The following is a 16,027-nucleotide window of genomic DNA, read 5'->3' as shown; positions in this document are numbered from 1 at the left end:
TGAACCAATCGAGCCCTTACTGCCCGTTAATGCGGGATAAAAATCCAGTATAAAAATCACCTTTTAGTTAAACTAAAAGGTGATTTTTTGTGAAACTATATTAAAACTTTCTAAGTTATAATTAATGAATATCATGTTTTCTGAAATTACCGCCCTTTACTTCTGCTACGTCATATACCGTAACAAAGGCATTTTCATCAATTTCATGTATGATTTCTTTCATTTTACTTTCTTCTAAACGGTTAATGACACAAGTGATTTCTTTAAATTTTTCATGTGAATAACCGCCGTAAACTTCATTATAAGTTGCACTTCGACCTAAGCGTTCTCGAATTGTCTCTACCATTAATTTAGGTTCCTTTGTGATAATTTTAAATGTTTTAGAACCACTTAAACCTACTTCAACGATGTGAATTACTTTAGAAGCAATAAAGTAAGCAATTGCTGAAAGAATAGCCCCTTCAAGACCAAATACTGTTGAGACAACAATAAAGATAAACATGTTTAAAAATAAGATGAGGTCACTTGTCCCAAAAGGTAATTTTCGAGAAAGTAATACGGCCAACATATCAATTCCATCTAATGCGCCGCCATTACGCAATGCTAACCCCATACCAAAACCGATGATAATCCCACCAACAACGGTAACTAACAATGTATCACCGTGAATAATAGTTCGTACGTTGTGCATAAGAATAGTACCGATTGCTAGTGAAGCAATACCGATAATCGAATAAATAGCAAAATTTTTACCAATTTGCTTATACCCTAACCAAACAAAAGGGATGTTAATAATTGCAATTAGAAGTCCTAATGGTAATCCAAGTAGTTCTGAGCTAACAATACTTAAACCCGTCACACCACCGTCTGAAACGTTGTTTGGGATTAATACCGATTCTAGTCCATATGCTGTTATAAATGCCCCAATAATAATCATTAATACTCGAAAAACGATTTTTAGTTTATTGGGCTTGCGTTTTTTGCTTATACTCATATAATTCCTCCATTTCAAACTATGTTCTCTTTTCGTTCCTACACATTTTTTTATGAGTTAGACTCATTCCTAATAACTATTCTAACATATTATCGTCAAAATACTTCTTGACACGGCCCCTTTATATAGAAATTTTAACAATCTCTTCTAAAATGTAAAAAAGATATCCAATTTTCTTTTAAGCTTTTATTTAATAAAACATTTTTTTCAAAACATGCTTTTTTTATTTAATCTTTCATCACGGGGATTATATCGATGAGTTTATCCCGCGGGCAGTAGGACCCTCACCTCAAGATGCAGAGAAAGCGAAGAAGATAGGTGGGGGATGAAGAAAACTTCCACTGATGGAAGTTTCACTGCTTATAAAAAAGAAAAGCTGAAATATCTTATTTTAATCAAAATAAGATATTTCAGCTTTTCTTCTTGAATGTCCAGCTTGAAGGACTTTTATTACTACCCTTATTACATATATCTTAATATATTTTGGGGCGTACTCTATCTATATGATAAATAATTTTGAAAAATAAGTCTATATTTTTCTGAATTTCCTTATTATATTTAGACTACTGAGCTCAGTGGAAATGATGTAAGTACTATATGAAAGGGGCATATACATGAGATCTAATCACGTTCCAGTTTTAATTATTGGAGGAGGTTTGACAGGTCTAACTTCTGCATTATTTCTTGCGCGTCATAAAGTCGATTATTTACTTATTGAAAGGCATGCTACGACTGCTATTCATCCGAAGGCAGGGGGCATTACTTTTCGTACGATGGAATTATTCCGAGAATTAGGATTAGAAAAAAACATTCGCGCTGCAGGAGAGTCACTAGAGAATTGCCGTGGAAGGATTGCTGTAAATACAATGGCTGAAGCAGACCCTGAAGAGTTAAAAAGGGCTAGAATAGCTCAGGCCAATGATGAAAGTATGTCCGAAATAATTAGAAAGATTAGTCCGTCAAAGGTAACAGCTTGTTATCAAATCGATTTAGAACCGATGTTGCTGCAAGAGGCCCAAAAATTAGGCGGGAAGCTGTGGTTTAATCATGAACTTGTTTCTTACAAGCAGGATGATATAGGAGTAACCGCTATTGTACGAGATCGTGAAACTAAGGAAGAACAGATGATTCATAGTGATTATTTAATTGCAGCAGATGGTGCCAAAAGTTCTATACGTAAACATGCAGACATTCCAACTACTGGTCGTGGTAATATCGGAGGCCATTATATAAACATTTACTTTCAAGCGGATTTGAGCGATCTCATAAAAGGAGATGCCTTTGGTTTCTCTATGATTTTACACCCTGAAGTTTTAGGTGCACTTATTCCAGTCAATAATAACGATCGGTGGATTTATCATGTTGCCTATAATCCTTTAAAAGGAGAAACACCTGAAGATTTTTCTGCAGAGCGTTGTCAAAAAATTGTTCAAAAAGCCATTGGGATACCAAATCTTAATGTGAAAATACTAAGCATTTCACCTTGGGAAGCGACAGAAAGTACAGCGGTACGTTTTCAGGATAATCGAGTTTTTTTAGCTGGTGATGCTGCTCATCTTATGCCGCCTACGGGAGGATTTGGTTCAAATACAGGTATTCAGGATGCTCACAATTTAGCTTGGAAATTAGCTGCTGTTATACATCATCAAGCGAATTCGAAATTACTGGAAACCTACCATGAGGAAAGGCATCCCGTTGTACAATTAACTACGGATTACGCAAGCAGTATATTGCTCCGTGCTGCGAATAAAGAAGATGATAATCTGAATAACATGGATAGCCTAGCTGTTACTGTAGGTTACAAATACCGTTCGGCAGCAATTATCGATCAAGATACAACTTCACATAGGATGGATCTTTTAGAGCTTGGCGGAAGGCCAGGAACACGCGCTCCGCATATGTGGGGTACTTATGAAGGAAAGCGTATTTCCATACTTGATTTACTGGGGAGAGACTTTGTACTATTTACTGGTTCAGAACATAACTCTTGGTCAACGGCGGCACATACTGTTGCTTCCCATTTAGGAACGAGCATTAATGTGTACCGTGTTTGTCCAAAAGGAGATTTTGTTGATCAGGACAACATTTTTGGCATGCTATATGGAATAAATCCTAAAGGGGCTGTACTCGTAAGACCAGATGGATGTATTGGCTGGCGTACAGAAGAAGGAGTATTAACCCCTGACTTAGTACTTGAAGAGGTGATGAATTGCCTATTATGCAATTCATCTTTAAATGAGAAATAATTTTGAGTGCTGTATTTAAAGTCTTTAGGTACTGAACTACTATTACGATGAAGAAATAAAATACTAATTAACTAGTAAAGGCTCTTTAGATTTAGAGAGCCTTTTTTTATATAAAGCATCCGGTAGTTCATTAACGTTTAGAATCTTTAGTAACATTAGGTTTTGAGATTCTTTTACCGTCTTTATAATCAAGACAAGAAACCTCAATCAACAATCCATTAAATACTGTAAAGTAGAAGCCATAACTACTACCCCTCATCTTATAAGGTTCTTTATCTATTTCAATACCTCCCTCTATTAAGCGATTATATACTTGATCAACTTCATTTGGTTCTTCTACTAAAAAACCAATATGAAAAGCTTCTGGGTATGCCGCATCTTTTCCACCTTTAAACGCTTTTGGATCACTTAATACAAGAATAAATCCATCATTATCACTCATCACTACAAGAGCTTTTCCTTTCTCTTCTAAACATTGAAAATCAAAAAATGTTTCAAAAAAAGCTCTCGCTGCCGATAAATCATCAACACATAAATTCAAATGATTCAGCTTCATCTACTCATCTCCTTTTAAACGGGGTAGTGTCAGAAAAATGCGGTTAAGCATATTTTTTCCGGCGGCTACCCCGATTTTAATGAATCTACTGAGACCTATTTCGAATTACAGATTATTTCATATAGATTACTATAAGCATCCATAGAGCCAAAGCACCAAGGATAGCAAGTGTTATACGCGTAGATAGTATCCGTACTTCGAAGTCGGTTTTCTTGGATGGTTCAGGATATGCAATTACGTAAATTCCTTTTAATAGCGCGAGCCATCCAATGAGTGTGATGAATCCCTGCCAGTTGAATGCCCATACATTATGCAGGATAACAGTGCCTAACCCTAAAAAAATCGATAGAAAGCCATACATAATCCCAAACCCTCTGTCTTCGACTACTAATTTTTTCAGTTCACGTAGTACTGATGGACGTATGAAAAGTATTCCTGATACGATAACCGTCACCCATCCCCAAAACAGTCCTAAAAAGGTGCTTGCATCCATATTCTCTCACTCCTTTTCATTATATTTATATTTCAGGCATTTCCCCCTTTAGAACACTTTCATGTGTAAGCGAAAGGATGCCATACTTCAAGAATTATTTTGCGAATTTTGTACGTTAAGGCTAAATCCCTCATAGGAAGTGTCGATTTTTTTTATTGCACAAATGAAGTAAAAGAGTTCCATAAACAAGTAATATATGATAAAATAAAATAGAAACATATGTTCTGTTTTTGTTTTGTGGTTACATATGTTTATGACTACTAAACATTTTAGAAAGAGGTGTTTGTGATGATTTTAGGTATTAACCCGTATTTAGTGACGAATGGTAATGGACAAGAAGCGGTTAAGTTTTATGAAAATGCATTGGATGCAAAGGTTGAAATGCTTCAAACGTTTGGAGAAATGCCAGAAAATCCGGAATACCCGATGCCTGCTGAGGCAAAAGATCGTGTGTTACATGCACATTTAAAAATTGGGAATACGGATCTGATGATTTCTGATACGTTCCCAGGTCAGCCGGACGAAGTTGTTGGATCGCAAGTGACTATAGCAATTCATATACAAGGTGAAGAAAAAGCAAAAGAAGTATTTGCAAAATTACAAGACGGCGGTCAAGTCGTAATGCCGCTTCAAGAAACTTTCTGGAGCCCATTATACGGCCAAGTGAAAGATAAATTCGGTGTACAATGGCAAGTTTCAACGGCTGCTTGCCAACAATAATTCATATAAGAAGGGAGCTGACTGCAAAAAGTCAGCTCCTTTTATTTTTTTGATATGACCCAGTTTCAGTGGCCCGACTACTCGCATGTCGAACATCATTGAAACGTCTTTATCCCGCATTAACGGGCAGTAAAGGCTGGAGAAGTGCGGGGAAGAAAACTGCCCGTAAAAGCCCGATTGGTGAGAGCTTTCCATCAGTGAGAAAAGCATCACTGATGGAAGTTTCACTTTATATTCTGTCGAAGCGCCGATATATTACAAATAACGCCGATAAATGCACCACTTCCACCGATGTATCGCAAATAACGCCGATATTTTTGCGGACACGTAAAAAGACAGTGGACTATCTTTTCTTTTTCCTTAATTTGTGTACTATAAGAGATAGAAAGACATAATAGAAGGGGATTTTCGAATGGAATTTCATGAACAAAAAATATTACCAGCTGTTCGGCAAATCAAGGATTTAGAAAAGTTGTTACATAGTCCGTATGAATATATTGTAATTTTAGATATTCATGTCGGTCAGTTGAAAAGTGTCGTGGCGTTAGCGAAGCAGCATGGTAAGAAAGTCTTTTTACATGTTGATTTAATTCATGGCTTGCAAAGTGATGCGTATGCAACAGAATATGTATGCCAGGAGTTTCGTCCATATGGTGTGCTATCTACGAAATCAAGCGTAATTATGAAAGCGAAGCAAAAAGGTGTCGTTGCGATTCAACGCGTTTTCTTAATTGACTCTAGTGCAATGGAAAAAAGTTGTGCTCTTTTAGAAAAGACAAAGCCGGATTACATTGAAGTGCTGCCGGGAGCTTTAACGGACGTGATTGCAGAAATGAAAGAACGGACCGGATTATCTATTTTAGCAGGTGGATTTATACGTACAGTTGATGATGTGGAAAGAGCTTTAGAAGCTGGTGCAACAGCGATTACAACATCGAAAAAAGAGTTATGGAAACATTTTCATAAAAAGTGACAAAAATGTGGAAAATTTAATTGACACCGCTTTCAATTGCGGTTAACATTATAAACAAGTTAATAAACGTGACGGAGAAAAGAAGAGATCCACATTTCATTGTTTCTATGTTTCTATAGAAACGTGTACTTGTGGATTTTTCTTTTGAAAAAAAAGAATGGCCATTCAATTTTCCTCTTTCACTGAAAGCGTTTTAATTTGATTATGGAGGGGTTATATGTCACCATTTTTAGGGGAGTTAATAGGGACAGCAATACTAATCATTCTTGGCGGCGGTGTTTGTGCTGGTGTAAGTTTAAAGAAATCGTTTGCGCAAAATTCAGGATGGATCGTTATTACGATGGGATGGGGCTTAGCAGTTTCAATAGCTGCTTATGCAGTTGGATCAATTAGCGGAGCGCATTTAAATCCAGCGGTAACAATTGGACTTGCGTTTAAAGGAGCATTTCCTTGGAGTGACGTACCAGGTTATATCGCAGCACAAATGCTGGGGGCAATGATTGGGGCAGTTATTGTATATTTACATTACTTACCACATTGGAAAGAAACAGAAGATGCAGGCACAAAGCTAGGCGTATTTGCAACAGGACCGGCAATTCCAAATACATTTGCAAACCTTTTAAGTGAAATTATTGGAACTTTTATTTTAGTACTTGGTATTTTAGCAATTGGAGCAAATAAATTTGCGGATGGTTTAAATCCATTTGTCGTAGGTTTCTTAATTGTAAGTATTGGTTTATCATTAGGAGGAACAACTGGTTACGCAATCAATCCAGCACGTGACTTAGGACCTCGTATTGCACACTTCCTTCTACCGATTCCGGGAAAAGGCGGATCGAACTGGAAATACGCATGGATTCCAGTTGTAGGACCGATTTTAGGCGGATCATTAGCAGGACTATTCCATCAAGTTGTATTTGAAGGAAAGCAAAACTCAGCACTTATCTATGTAGTAATTGTAACAGTGATTGTTCTAGCAATCTCTTATATGACAAGTAAACAGAGCGGAAAAAATACAAATAGTAGAAAAGTAGCATAAGGGGGAAATACATATGGAAAAGTTTATTCTTTCATTAGACCAAGGAACAACAAGTTCACGTGCGATTCTTTTTAATAAAGAAGGTAAAATTGTACATGTTGCGCAAAAAGAATTTACACAACATTTTCCAAAGCCAGGTTGGGTTGAGCATAATCCGCAAGAAATTTGGGGATCAATTTTAGCGGTTATTGCAAGTTGTTTAAGTGAAGCAAACGTAAAACCAGAGCAAATTGCGAGTATCGGGATTACAAACCAACGTGAAACAACAGTTGTATGGGAAAAAGAAACAGGAAAACCTGTATACAATGCAATTGTATGGCAATCCCGCCAAACAGCTGACATTTGTGACGAGCTAAAAGAAAAAGGCTATAACGATATGGTTCGTGAAAAAACAGGTCTTTTAATTGACGCATATTTCTCTGGTACAAAAGTAAAATGGATTTTAGATAACGTAGAAGGTGCAAGAGAGAAAGCAGAGCGCAGTGAATTATTATTCGGAACAATTGATACGTGGCTTGTATGGAAACTATCTGGTGGTAACGTTCACGTAACAGATTATTCCAATGCATCTCGTACATTAATGTATAACATTCATGAATTAAAATGGGACGAAGAGCTTCTTGAAATGTTAACAGTACCAGCAAGCATGCTTCCAGAAGTACGTCCATCTTCTGAAGTATACGGTCATACAGTTGACTATCATTTCTTCGGTCAAAATGTACCGATTGCAGGTATTGCAGGTGACCAACAAGCGGCATTATTTGGCCAAGCTTGCTTCAGTGAAGGTATGGCGAAAAATACGTACGGAACAGGCTGCTTTATGTTAATGAACACAGGTGAAAAAGCAGTAGCATCTGAGCATGGCTTATTAACAACAATTGCATGGGGCCTAAACGGGAAAGTAGAATACGCATTAGAAGGTAGTATTTTCGTAGCAGGTTCTGCAATTCAGTGGCTGCGCGATGGACTGCGTATGTTCAAGGATGCAAGTGACAGTGAAGCGTATGCGACTCGCGTTGCGTCAACAGAAGGTGTATATGTTGTACCGGCATTTGTTGGACTTGGAACACCATATTGGGATAGTGAAGTACGCGGCGCTGTATTCGGTTTAACACGCGGTACGACGAAAGAACATTTTGTACGTGCAACGCTTGAATCGTTAGCATATCAAACAAAAGATGTATTATGTGCGATGGAAGCTGATTCTGGTATTGAGTTAAAAACATTACGTGTAGATGGCGGCGCAGTGAAAAATAACTTCTTAATGCAGTTCCAAGGTGATATTTTAGGCGTGCCAGTAGAGCGTCCAGAAGTAAACGAAACAACAGCTTTAGGAGCAGCATATTTAGCGGGTCTTGCAGTTGGGTATTGGAAAGATCAAAAGGAAATCGCAGCACAGTGGAATATGGATAAGAGCTTTGCACCAGCAATGGAAGCGGGTACAAGTGAAGAGCTATATGCTGGCTGGAAAAAAGCAATTGAAGCAACGAAAGCTTTTAAATAATTATAAACAGTGTTATTATGATGATAAGTTAATAATTCGGTAGGAGATTTGGAGAGACCACAACACGCTATAGAAGCAGTTCTATGGTGATGTTTGTGGTCTCTTTTTTTCGTAATTAAAAGGAGGAATTACCATGAAATTCTCAAGTAAACAACGTCAAAATGTTTTAAATGAAGTAAATAAACAAGAGTTAGATATCATTGTTATCGGCGGAGGAATCACAGGGTCTGGTATTGCATTAGACGGAGCAAAACGCGGGTTATCAACAGTTGTGTTTGAAATGCAAGACTTTGCAGCAGGTACATCAAGTCGTTCCACAAAGCTTGTTCATGGCGGTTTACGTTATTTAAAACAGTTTGAAGTGAAAATGGTAGCTGAAGTTGGAAAGGAACGTGCGATTGTATATGAGAACGGCCCCCATGTAACAACACCAGAGTGGATGTTGCTTCCGTTCCATAAAGGCGGTACGTTCGGTGCATTTAGTACATCAATCGGTCTTCGTGTATACGACTTTTTAGCAGGCGTTAAGAAAAATGAGCGCAGAAAAATGTTTAGCCGCGAAGAAACAATGAAGAGAGAGCCGCTTGTGAAACAAGATGGATTAAGAGGCGGCGGTTACTACGTAGAATATCGTACAGATGACGCGCGTTTAACAATTGAAGTTATGAAAGAAGCGATCAAACATGGCGCGAAAGCAGTTAACTATGCAAAAGTAGACGGCTTCTTATATAAAGATGGAAAAGTATGCGGCGTACGTGTAATCGATTTATTAGACGGAAAAGTATATGAAGTGTACGGTAAAAAGATTGTCAATGCAGCAGGACCTTGGGTAGATACGCTTCGTGAGAAAGATAATTCGAAAAAAGGAAAAGTATTGCAATTATCAAAAGGTGTTCACCTTGTTATTGATCAAAAACGTTTCCCATTAGGGCAAGCAATTTATTTTGACACACCAGATGGACGTATGGTATTTGCGATTCCACGCGGGGGAAAAACGTATGTAGGTACAACAGATACATTTTATGATAAAGACGCAGCGGTACCAAAAATGACAACAGAAGATCGTACGTACATTATTAACGCGATTAACTATATGTTCCCAACTGTAAACATTACAGAGAAGGATATTGAATCAAGCTGGGCAGGCGTTCGTCCATTAATTTATGAAGAAGGAAAGAACGCATCTGAAATTTCTCGTAAAGATGAAATTTGGACTTCTGAATCTGGTTTAATTACAATTGCCGGCGGAAAGTTAACAGGATACCGCAAAATGGCGGAGATGGTTGTCGACTATGTCGCATCTTTACTGCAAAAAGAAGGTCACGGTTCATACCCTGTAAGCTCAACGAAGCATATGCCAATCTCTGGCGGTCATGTTGGCGGTTCTAAGAATTTCCCAACATTCATTGCGAAAAAAGCACAGGAAGGAAAGAAATACGGTTTAACAGTAGAGCAGGCAGAACAATTTGCGAAGTTCTACGGTTCAAACGTCGATGTTCTCTTTGAATTAGCGAAAGAATATAAAGGAGATGCAGAGCGCCATAACATGCCGCTTGACGTACTTTTACCACTCGTATATGCGATGGAGTTCGAAATGACAACAAAGCCAGTTGATTTCTTTGTACGCCGTATGGGTGCTGTGTTCTTTAACATTCACTGGGTATATAAATGGAAAGATGCTGTAATCAATTACATGGCAGTAGCGTTAAACTGGAGCAGAGAAGAGAAGCTGAAATATACAGCTGAATTAGACTCAGCATTAACAGATACTGTTGTTCCGGTTGATCAGCAAGAGCAGGCATGTGCGTTGGCGTAAAAAAACATCTCTAATTAGTAAAATAAATATACACGTTTTTTAATTGAAACCCGAATTGTGAACATTAAAAAGCACACAATTCGGGTTTTTTTATTTCTTAGTAAAATGGTGCCGAAATCGACATATATACGAATCACGTATGATATTTTTTTGCAAAGTACACGTGTACAAACAGCTTGTCCCTTTTGCGCATAGTATGATAGTACATTATGCATGAAAGGATGTGATATTTTTTGATAATTGAAATGATTAATGAATCGACAGGATTTTTAACAGGACTTTTACTAAGCTTCTTTTATTTTGCAATCCTTGTTGTTATAGCCGGAATCATAGTGAAAAATTGGAGATCATTCCTTAAGTGGATGAACTTGTTAATCTTATATCATGCTTTTATTTATGTGGGCGTTCGACCGTTTATTTATAAGACGAAGTTTCCACCTGTTGAGCAAATCATTTGGGGATTTGCAGCTGTATATCTTCTCATCAATGCTGTCATTCTATTTATTAAGTCATTGGAGCACGGTAAAAAAGATTGATGGAAATTCATTTAAATAACGAAACAAATGGAACAGAACGCAAATTCTTTTCTTCAAATGTACCAAAGAGCAACTTTATTTTAGATAAGGAGTGATAAATGATAAGACGCTTTAATGCATGGCTTGGTGACAAACTGGCCTTATGGCTTTCTACAATGGCCTGTTTCTACATCGTTTTTGCGCTTGTGGTTGTGCCGCTTTTCTTTCAGCATCCAAATACTCTTGTAGAATGGGTACAGTACATGATACAGACCATCTTTCAAGGCGTTGCCTTGCCTGTCATAGGATATGTGGCAAGAATCGCCGGGGAAAAAGATGAAAAAATCATAAGTGAGACTCATGATGCGGTGATGGAGGAATTGGCTTTAGTAAAGGAAGAATTAGCGCTGGCACGAGAACAGTACGATGCTTTACAAAAAGTAGAAAAGGTTATAAGTGAGACTCATAATACAGTGATGGAGGAATTGACTTTAGTAAAGGAAGAATTGGCAATGGCACGAGAACAGCACGTTGTTTTACAAAAAGTCATAGACGAATTACAACAACATTTGAAAGAAAAATAGACTTTAACGATCCTGCAATGCGGGTCGTTTTTTTGTGTGATAGATATACATTGAAATGGAAAGAAAATAAAACTCATAATCTATAAAGTTTCACTTTATAATCAAAAGAAAACGTTGTTGACGAAGAACTGGGATATATCAAAAAGACATGTTTTTCAAAGGAGTGTTCTTTAATGTTCATAAAATCTGTAAATTTGGCTATTCGGTTTCTTCTAGAGTTATGTGCCCTTGCATCACTAGGTTATTGGGGTTTTCAAGTCGGGAAAAGCGTGTATACAAAATTTGTTTTTGGTATTGGCTCACCACTACTTTTGGCGATATTATGGGGGGCTTTCATTGCACCTAAAGCATCGTTGAAACTGCCAGAACCGTACAGGTTTCTTCTGGAATTAGTAATCTTCGGAGTTACCTCATCCGCTTTGTATTTTGTTGATAAAACAATCTTAGCCATTATTCTTGGAATGGTGTTTATAATTAACCGTATATTACTCATTATTTGGAAACAATAATGAGTAATATCAACTAGTTCAGTACAAGTAATAGGTTGATGCCACGCATTACTTCTCGTTTTTTTTATAAGAAAATCAACAATTAAGTTTAGCAGAGCCATTTAATTAATGGGACAGGATAATTGAATAAGAGGTTGTTAGATTGATAAGTATCTCTTATATGTATCATAAAGTTTTGGATCATTTTACCGGAATAAAAGATATTGTACGATGAAATTAAGTATGAAGTGAAAGGAAATGATGCCAATGCTTACGTTTCGGCTTGTTGATGTAGAAAAAGATAAACAGACTATTATTAGATTTTTTACAGATACAGGTGAAGAACTTGAGTTTAATGAGAGTGAATATATAAAGTATGCGAAACAAAAGCAAGTGAATTTTCCTGAAGGATTTGTTCTATTGGAAGGTGATCAACAGGCGGTTGGGGAATTAGTTCTTAGGTACGATAGCTATGAAGGACGAGAGATTGGCTATGTAAGTTTTGTGTATGTAATTCCCGAGGGCCGCGGGAAGGGATATAGTAATGAACTTTTTCAATATGCTGAGGATCAGTTTAAAAAGCGTAATTTATTTGAATATCATCTCCGCGTTGCACAGTCCAATGTAAGGGCCATCAAATTCTATGAAAAACAAGGACTTAAAATAATAGGGGAAGAGCGAAATTCTTACAATCAACGTTGTTGGAGAATGGGGAAAAAGATGTAGATAGGCAAAGAAAATGTATATATAGAAATTCATAAAGCGGTGGTCGCATTGGAACGGAAACTTCCTAATAAAATTCATATCATAGGTTCTGTTGGAAGCGGGAAAACAACTTTAGCAAGAACGTTATCTTCGGAGTTACAGATTCCATATTACGAGCTAGATAACGTTGTGTGGAGAAGGTCTGAAAATGGAGATATAAGAAATACGCCTGAAGAAAGGGATGAGCAGCTTCATCATATTCTTAGTTCAAATGCTTGGATTGTTGAAGGCGCTCATCATAAATGGGTATCTCAAAGTTTTCAACATGCAGATATGATTATATTTTTAGATGTAGCGCTTTCGAAAAGGATATATAGAATAACAAAACGATTTATTTTGCAATTACTAAGACTTGAAAAGGCGAACTATAAACCTACTTTCAAAATGTTTCTGAAGATGTTTAAGTGGACGAATGATTTTGAAAGGGAGAATAGAGCTGAAATTTTGTATATGTTGAGCCAGCATAACGATAAACTTTTTGTTCTAAAAGATAACGGAGAAGAAGATATGTCACATGCCCATCAACTTAAGAAAAGTAAATACCTCCAAAACGAAAAAATGAGCTGACTTCTCAAAATAATGAACTGTAGAGAAAGAAAACTTTCATTTAGAGGGTACTTCAAAACCTTAGCTTGATGGACATGCGGTCGACCCCCTATTGAGAATATAAATTAATACCAAACAAGATTAAATAAACGATTTAGGAGTGTTATATCATGTCATTTGGAATTGATGTCAGTCACCATAATGGGATAATTGATTGGAATCAAGTAAAGAATGATCGTAGCCAAGTAAACTTTATGTTTGCAAAAGTAACAGAGGGTTCTGAGCAAGGTACAAATTTTGTAGATCCAACCTTTCAATACAATATAAATGGTGCTAATAATGTTGGCATACTTACAGGAGCTTACCACTTTTTTCGAGCAATCTCTGTTGATGATGCAAAAAAAGAGGCTGCTTTCTTTATTCGAAATTTAAAGAGTGTAACATTAACTGCACCTGTATTTGTGGATGTAGAAGTCAATGATGGGAATTTAGATCCAAATACATTAACAGATGCTGTGAGTGCGTTTTTAACGGAATTAAAAAATGCGGGATATACAAATAACGGAGTTTATAGCAATCTATATTTCTTTGAAAATAGTCTAAATCCTTCGCGTTTACAAAATACGTTATTGTGGATTGCGCGTTATAATGAAAGAAGTGCAGGAATTGATTGTGATATCTGGCAATACACAGAGAGTGGAAAAGTACAAGGGATTAATGGGAATGTCGATTATAATATATCCTATATAGATTTGAATATCAGTAATAATGGAGCTAGTAGCACCTCTATTGATTTGGGTATCAGTAATAATAATGGGGCTAGTAGCACCATTATAGGAATTACTACAATCACAGGTGATAATGTGAATGTAAGGGATCAACCTTCTATGAATGGCAATGTGATTCGTAAATTACATCATAATGAGTCGTATAAAGTATTTTACGAACAAAATGGATGGTTAAACTTAGGGGGAAATCAATTTATTTATTACGACCCTAGTTATATTTGTTACTGTAACTATATAGGGATTGCTACAATCACAGGTGATAATGTGAACTTAAGGGATCAGCCTTCTATGAATGGCAATGTGATTCGGAAATTATATCATGATGAGTCGTATAAAGTATTTTACGAACAAAATGGATGGTTAAATTTAGGGGGAAATCAATTCATTTACTATGACCCTAGTTATATAGATTATAAATTACTTTCTATATGTTCTAATTGTTAAACAATGGACAAGCTTAAAAGAGTATACGCTACGATTGTGAAAATCGCTAGTAATAGAATAGAGGGTACAACACATGCCCATCAGGCTAATCTAACAAATGTGCCCTTGACTAGACTTTTTCTTAGTTTAATAGATAACAAAACCCTCACTGAATTGAGGGTTTTGTTATATCTAGCAAGGTTTATACAAATAAGCTTAGTAATAAAGTAAATCCTAATCCCGATACGGAAATAATAGTCTCAAGTAAGGTCCATGTTGCAAATGTTTCTTTCATGCTTAAACCAAAATATTCTTTGAACATCCAGAAACCAGCATCGTTCACGTGTGAAGCAATTAAACTACCAGCTCCTGTTGCAAGGACAACTAAAGAAAGGTTAACGTCAGAGTGACCTAACATCGGAATCACTAAACCGACAGTTGTTAATGAAGCAACCGTAGCAGATCCTAAGGAAATACGTAAGATAGCAGCGATAATCCATGCAAGCAAGATTGGTGATAATGAAGTATCCTTGAATAATTCGGCTACATAGTTACCAACACCGCCATCAATTAATACTTGTTTGAAGGCTCCGCCTCCACCAATGATTAATAGCATCATTCCAATATTTGAGATCGCTGTTGTACAAGATTCCATCACGTTTTTGATTGGAATATTTCTTGCCAATCCCATTGTATAGATAGCAACTAATAAGGAAATCAACATGGCAGTATCCGCATTCCCAATAAACTGGATCGCTGCTAGTAAACTATTATCTTTAAATCCCATTGTTTTTTGCAACAAAGTAATAATCGTAGCGATTGCCATTAAAATAACAGGTAGTAAAGCGGTAAAAACACTGATTCCAAAACTAGGTGTGTCTTCAAGTTTAAATACTTTCTGTTCACCTAGAGATTTTATATTACCAGTTTTGTTGAATGCTTCAGGTACTAGCTTTTTCGCAATTTTAGTAAATACAGGTCCAGCTAAAATAACTGTTGGAACCGCTATCATAAAACCATAAAGTAATACTTCACCAATGTTTGCATGCAATTCACCAGCAATAGCGGTTGGTCCTGGGTGTGGTGGTAAAAATCCGTGTGTTACAGATAAAGCTGCTGCCATCGGAATACCGAGATACAAGATGGAAACTTTTAATTCTCTTGAAATGGCAAATACAATCGGAATTAATAATACTAATCCTACTTCAAAAAATAATGCAATACCGATAATAAATGAGGCAGTCACGACAGCCCATTGAATGTTCTTTTACCAAATTTGTTCACAAGAGTCATGGCAATGCGTTGTGCGCCCCCAGAATCTGAGAGCAACTTGCCTAACATCGCACCAAGTCCAAAAACGAGTGCTAAATGGCCAAGTGTGCCGCCTAATCCTGCTTCAATCGTTTTGACAATTTTTTCTGGCGGCATTCCAAGTGCTAAAGCAACACCAAATGATACAATGATTAATGAAATAAAAGTGTTTAATTTAAAGCGCATTATCAGTAAGAGTAATGCTAAAATCCCAATTGCTACAATGACTAATGGCATCGTAATTTCCCCCTAATATTAGCTGTATT

The 16,027-nt window shown here is 36.8% G+C and carries 15 protein-coding genes and 1 pseudogene; 12 read left to right on the top strand and 4 right to left on the bottom strand.

The window, feature by feature from the left end; translation table 11 throughout:
- Positions 1–121: 121 nt before the first annotated feature.
- On the bottom strand, positions 122–994 hold the full coding sequence (locus ACEWFJ_RS19480) for a YitT family protein (protein WP_473689597.1): 873 nt from the start codon (positions 992–994) through the stop codon (positions 122–124).
- Positions 995–1,608: 614 nt separating this feature from the next.
- On the opposite strand from ACEWFJ_RS19480, the gene ACEWFJ_RS19475 reads away from it, so the two are divergent.
- Positions 1,609–3,240: an FAD-dependent oxidoreductase gene (locus tag ACEWFJ_RS19475; RefSeq protein ID WP_473689596.1), complete on the top strand. Its 1,632-nt coding sequence runs from the start codon at positions 1,609–1,611 to the stop codon at positions 3,238–3,240.
- Positions 3,241–3,370: 130 nt separating this feature from the next.
- Here the strand turns inward: ACEWFJ_RS19475 and ACEWFJ_RS19470 are convergent, their stop codons facing one another.
- The gene (locus ACEWFJ_RS19470) at positions 3,371–3,796 is read right to left on the bottom strand and encodes a VOC family protein (protein WP_473689595.1); all 426 of its coding nucleotides are present in this window, start codon (positions 3,794–3,796) and stop codon (positions 3,371–3,373) included.
- Positions 3,797–3,908: 112 nt separating this feature from the next.
- Positions 3,909–4,289, bottom strand: a complete 381-nt coding sequence (locus tag ACEWFJ_RS19465; protein WP_473689594.1) for a hypothetical protein — start codon at positions 4,287–4,289, stop codon at positions 3,909–3,911.
- Positions 4,290–4,577: 288 nt separating this feature from the next.
- Here ACEWFJ_RS19465 and ACEWFJ_RS19460 point away from each other — a divergent pair, with 288 nt between their 5' ends.
- The 11 genes from ACEWFJ_RS19460 (at position 4,578) to ACEWFJ_RS19410 (ending at position 14,471) form a co-directional block, all read left to right on the top strand.
- Positions 4,578–5,009, top strand: coding sequence for a VOC family protein (locus tag ACEWFJ_RS19460; protein ID WP_473689593.1), 432 nt, complete (start codon positions 4,578–4,580; stop codon positions 5,007–5,009).
- Between the two features lie 412 nt (positions 5,010–5,421).
- A complete protein-coding gene (locus ACEWFJ_RS19455; RefSeq protein ID WP_473689592.1) occupies positions 5,422–5,982 on the top strand; it encodes a glycerol-3-phosphate responsive antiterminator in 561 nt (186 codons plus the stop codon).
- A gap of 217 nt (positions 5,983–6,199) precedes the next feature.
- Positions 6,200–7,021: an MIP/aquaporin family protein gene (locus tag ACEWFJ_RS19450; protein WP_098305947.1), complete on the top strand. Its 822-nt coding sequence runs from the start codon at positions 6,200–6,202 to the stop codon at positions 7,019–7,021.
- A gap of 13 nt (positions 7,022–7,034) precedes the next feature.
- The gene (glpK, locus tag ACEWFJ_RS19445) at positions 7,035–8,525 is read left to right on the top strand and encodes a glycerol kinase GlpK (RefSeq protein ID WP_473689591.1); all 1,491 of its coding nucleotides are present in this window, start codon (positions 7,035–7,037) and stop codon (positions 8,523–8,525) included.
- A gap of 133 nt (positions 8,526–8,658) precedes the next feature.
- Positions 8,659–10,341: a glycerol-3-phosphate dehydrogenase/oxidase gene (locus ACEWFJ_RS19440; protein ID WP_473689590.1), complete on the top strand. Its 1,683-nt coding sequence runs from the start codon at positions 8,659–8,661 to the stop codon at positions 10,339–10,341.
- Between the two features lie 233 nt (positions 10,342–10,574).
- On the top strand, positions 10,575–10,877 hold the full coding sequence (locus ACEWFJ_RS19435) for a hypothetical protein (RefSeq protein ID WP_473689589.1): 303 nt from the start codon (positions 10,575–10,577) through the stop codon (positions 10,875–10,877).
- Positions 10,878–10,975: 98 nt separating this feature from the next.
- Positions 10,976–11,440, top strand: coding sequence for a hypothetical protein (locus tag ACEWFJ_RS19430; protein ID WP_473689588.1), 465 nt, complete (start codon positions 10,976–10,978; stop codon positions 11,438–11,440).
- Between the two features lie 173 nt (positions 11,441–11,613).
- Positions 11,614–11,949 (top strand): YrdB family protein, encoded by a 336-nt coding sequence (locus tag ACEWFJ_RS19425; protein ID WP_473689587.1) that lies wholly within the window; start codon positions 11,614–11,616, stop codon positions 11,947–11,949.
- 246 nt (positions 11,950–12,195) lie between these two features.
- Complete coding sequence (locus tag ACEWFJ_RS19420) at positions 12,196–12,654, top strand: GNAT family N-acetyltransferase (RefSeq protein ID WP_473689586.1); 459 nt, start codon at positions 12,196–12,198, stop codon at positions 12,652–12,654.
- A 48-nt stretch (positions 12,655–12,702) separates the two neighbouring features.
- A complete protein-coding gene (locus tag ACEWFJ_RS19415; RefSeq protein WP_473689584.1) occupies positions 12,703–13,260 on the top strand; it encodes an AAA family ATPase in 558 nt (185 codons plus the stop codon).
- A 149-nt stretch (positions 13,261–13,409) separates the two neighbouring features.
- Positions 13,410–14,471 (top strand): GH25 family lysozyme, encoded by a 1,062-nt coding sequence (locus ACEWFJ_RS19410; protein WP_473689583.1) that lies wholly within the window; start codon positions 13,410–13,412, stop codon positions 14,469–14,471.
- 181 nt (positions 14,472–14,652) lie between these two features.
- Here the strand turns inward: ACEWFJ_RS19410 and gntP are convergent.
- A pseudogene (gene gntP / locus ACEWFJ_RS19405) lies at positions 14,653–15,998 on the bottom strand (gluconate permease GntP).
- Between the last annotated feature and the right edge of the window lie 29 nt (positions 15,999–16,027).

The sequence above is a fragment of the Bacillus sp. EA-CB0995 genome, from assembly GCF_055814245.1.
The sequence above is the reverse complement of the archived record's forward strand: the minus strand, read 5'-3'. Positions and strand labels throughout refer to the sequence as shown.

Coding starts and splice junctions, on each gene's coding strand:
- ACEWFJ_RS19480 (WP_473689597.1), bottom strand. CDS start 994: ATGAGTATAAGCAAAAAACGCAAGCCCAATAAACTAAAAATCGTTTTT.
- ACEWFJ_RS19475 (WP_473689596.1), top strand. CDS start 1,609: ATGAGATCTAATCACGTTCCAGTTTTAATTATTGGAGGAGGTTTGACA.
- ACEWFJ_RS19470 (WP_473689595.1), bottom strand. CDS start 3,796: ATGAAGCTGAATCATTTGAATTTATGTGTTGATGATTTATCGGCAGCG.
- ACEWFJ_RS19465 (WP_473689594.1), bottom strand. CDS start 4,289: ATGGATGCAAGCACCTTTTTAGGACTGTTTTGGGGATGGGTGACGGTT.
- ACEWFJ_RS19460 (WP_473689593.1), top strand. CDS start 4,578: ATGATTTTAGGTATTAACCCGTATTTAGTGACGAATGGTAATGGACAA.
- ACEWFJ_RS19455 (WP_473689592.1), top strand. CDS start 5,422: ATGGAATTTCATGAACAAAAAATATTACCAGCTGTTCGGCAAATCAAG.
- ACEWFJ_RS19450 (WP_098305947.1), top strand. CDS start 6,200: ATGTCACCATTTTTAGGGGAGTTAATAGGGACAGCAATACTAATCATT.
- glpK (WP_473689591.1), top strand. CDS start 7,035: ATGGAAAAGTTTATTCTTTCATTAGACCAAGGAACAACAAGTTCACGT.
- ACEWFJ_RS19440 (WP_473689590.1), top strand. CDS start 8,659: ATGAAATTCTCAAGTAAACAACGTCAAAATGTTTTAAATGAAGTAAAT.
- ACEWFJ_RS19430 (WP_473689588.1), top strand. CDS start 10,976: ATGATAAGACGCTTTAATGCATGGCTTGGTGACAAACTGGCCTTATGG.
- ACEWFJ_RS19425 (WP_473689587.1), top strand. CDS start 11,614: ATGTTCATAAAATCTGTAAATTTGGCTATTCGGTTTCTTCTAGAGTTA.
- ACEWFJ_RS19420 (WP_473689586.1), top strand. CDS start 12,196: ATGCTTACGTTTCGGCTTGTTGATGTAGAAAAAGATAAACAGACTATT.
- ACEWFJ_RS19410 (WP_473689583.1), top strand. CDS start 13,410: ATGTCATTTGGAATTGATGTCAGTCACCATAATGGGATAATTGATTGG.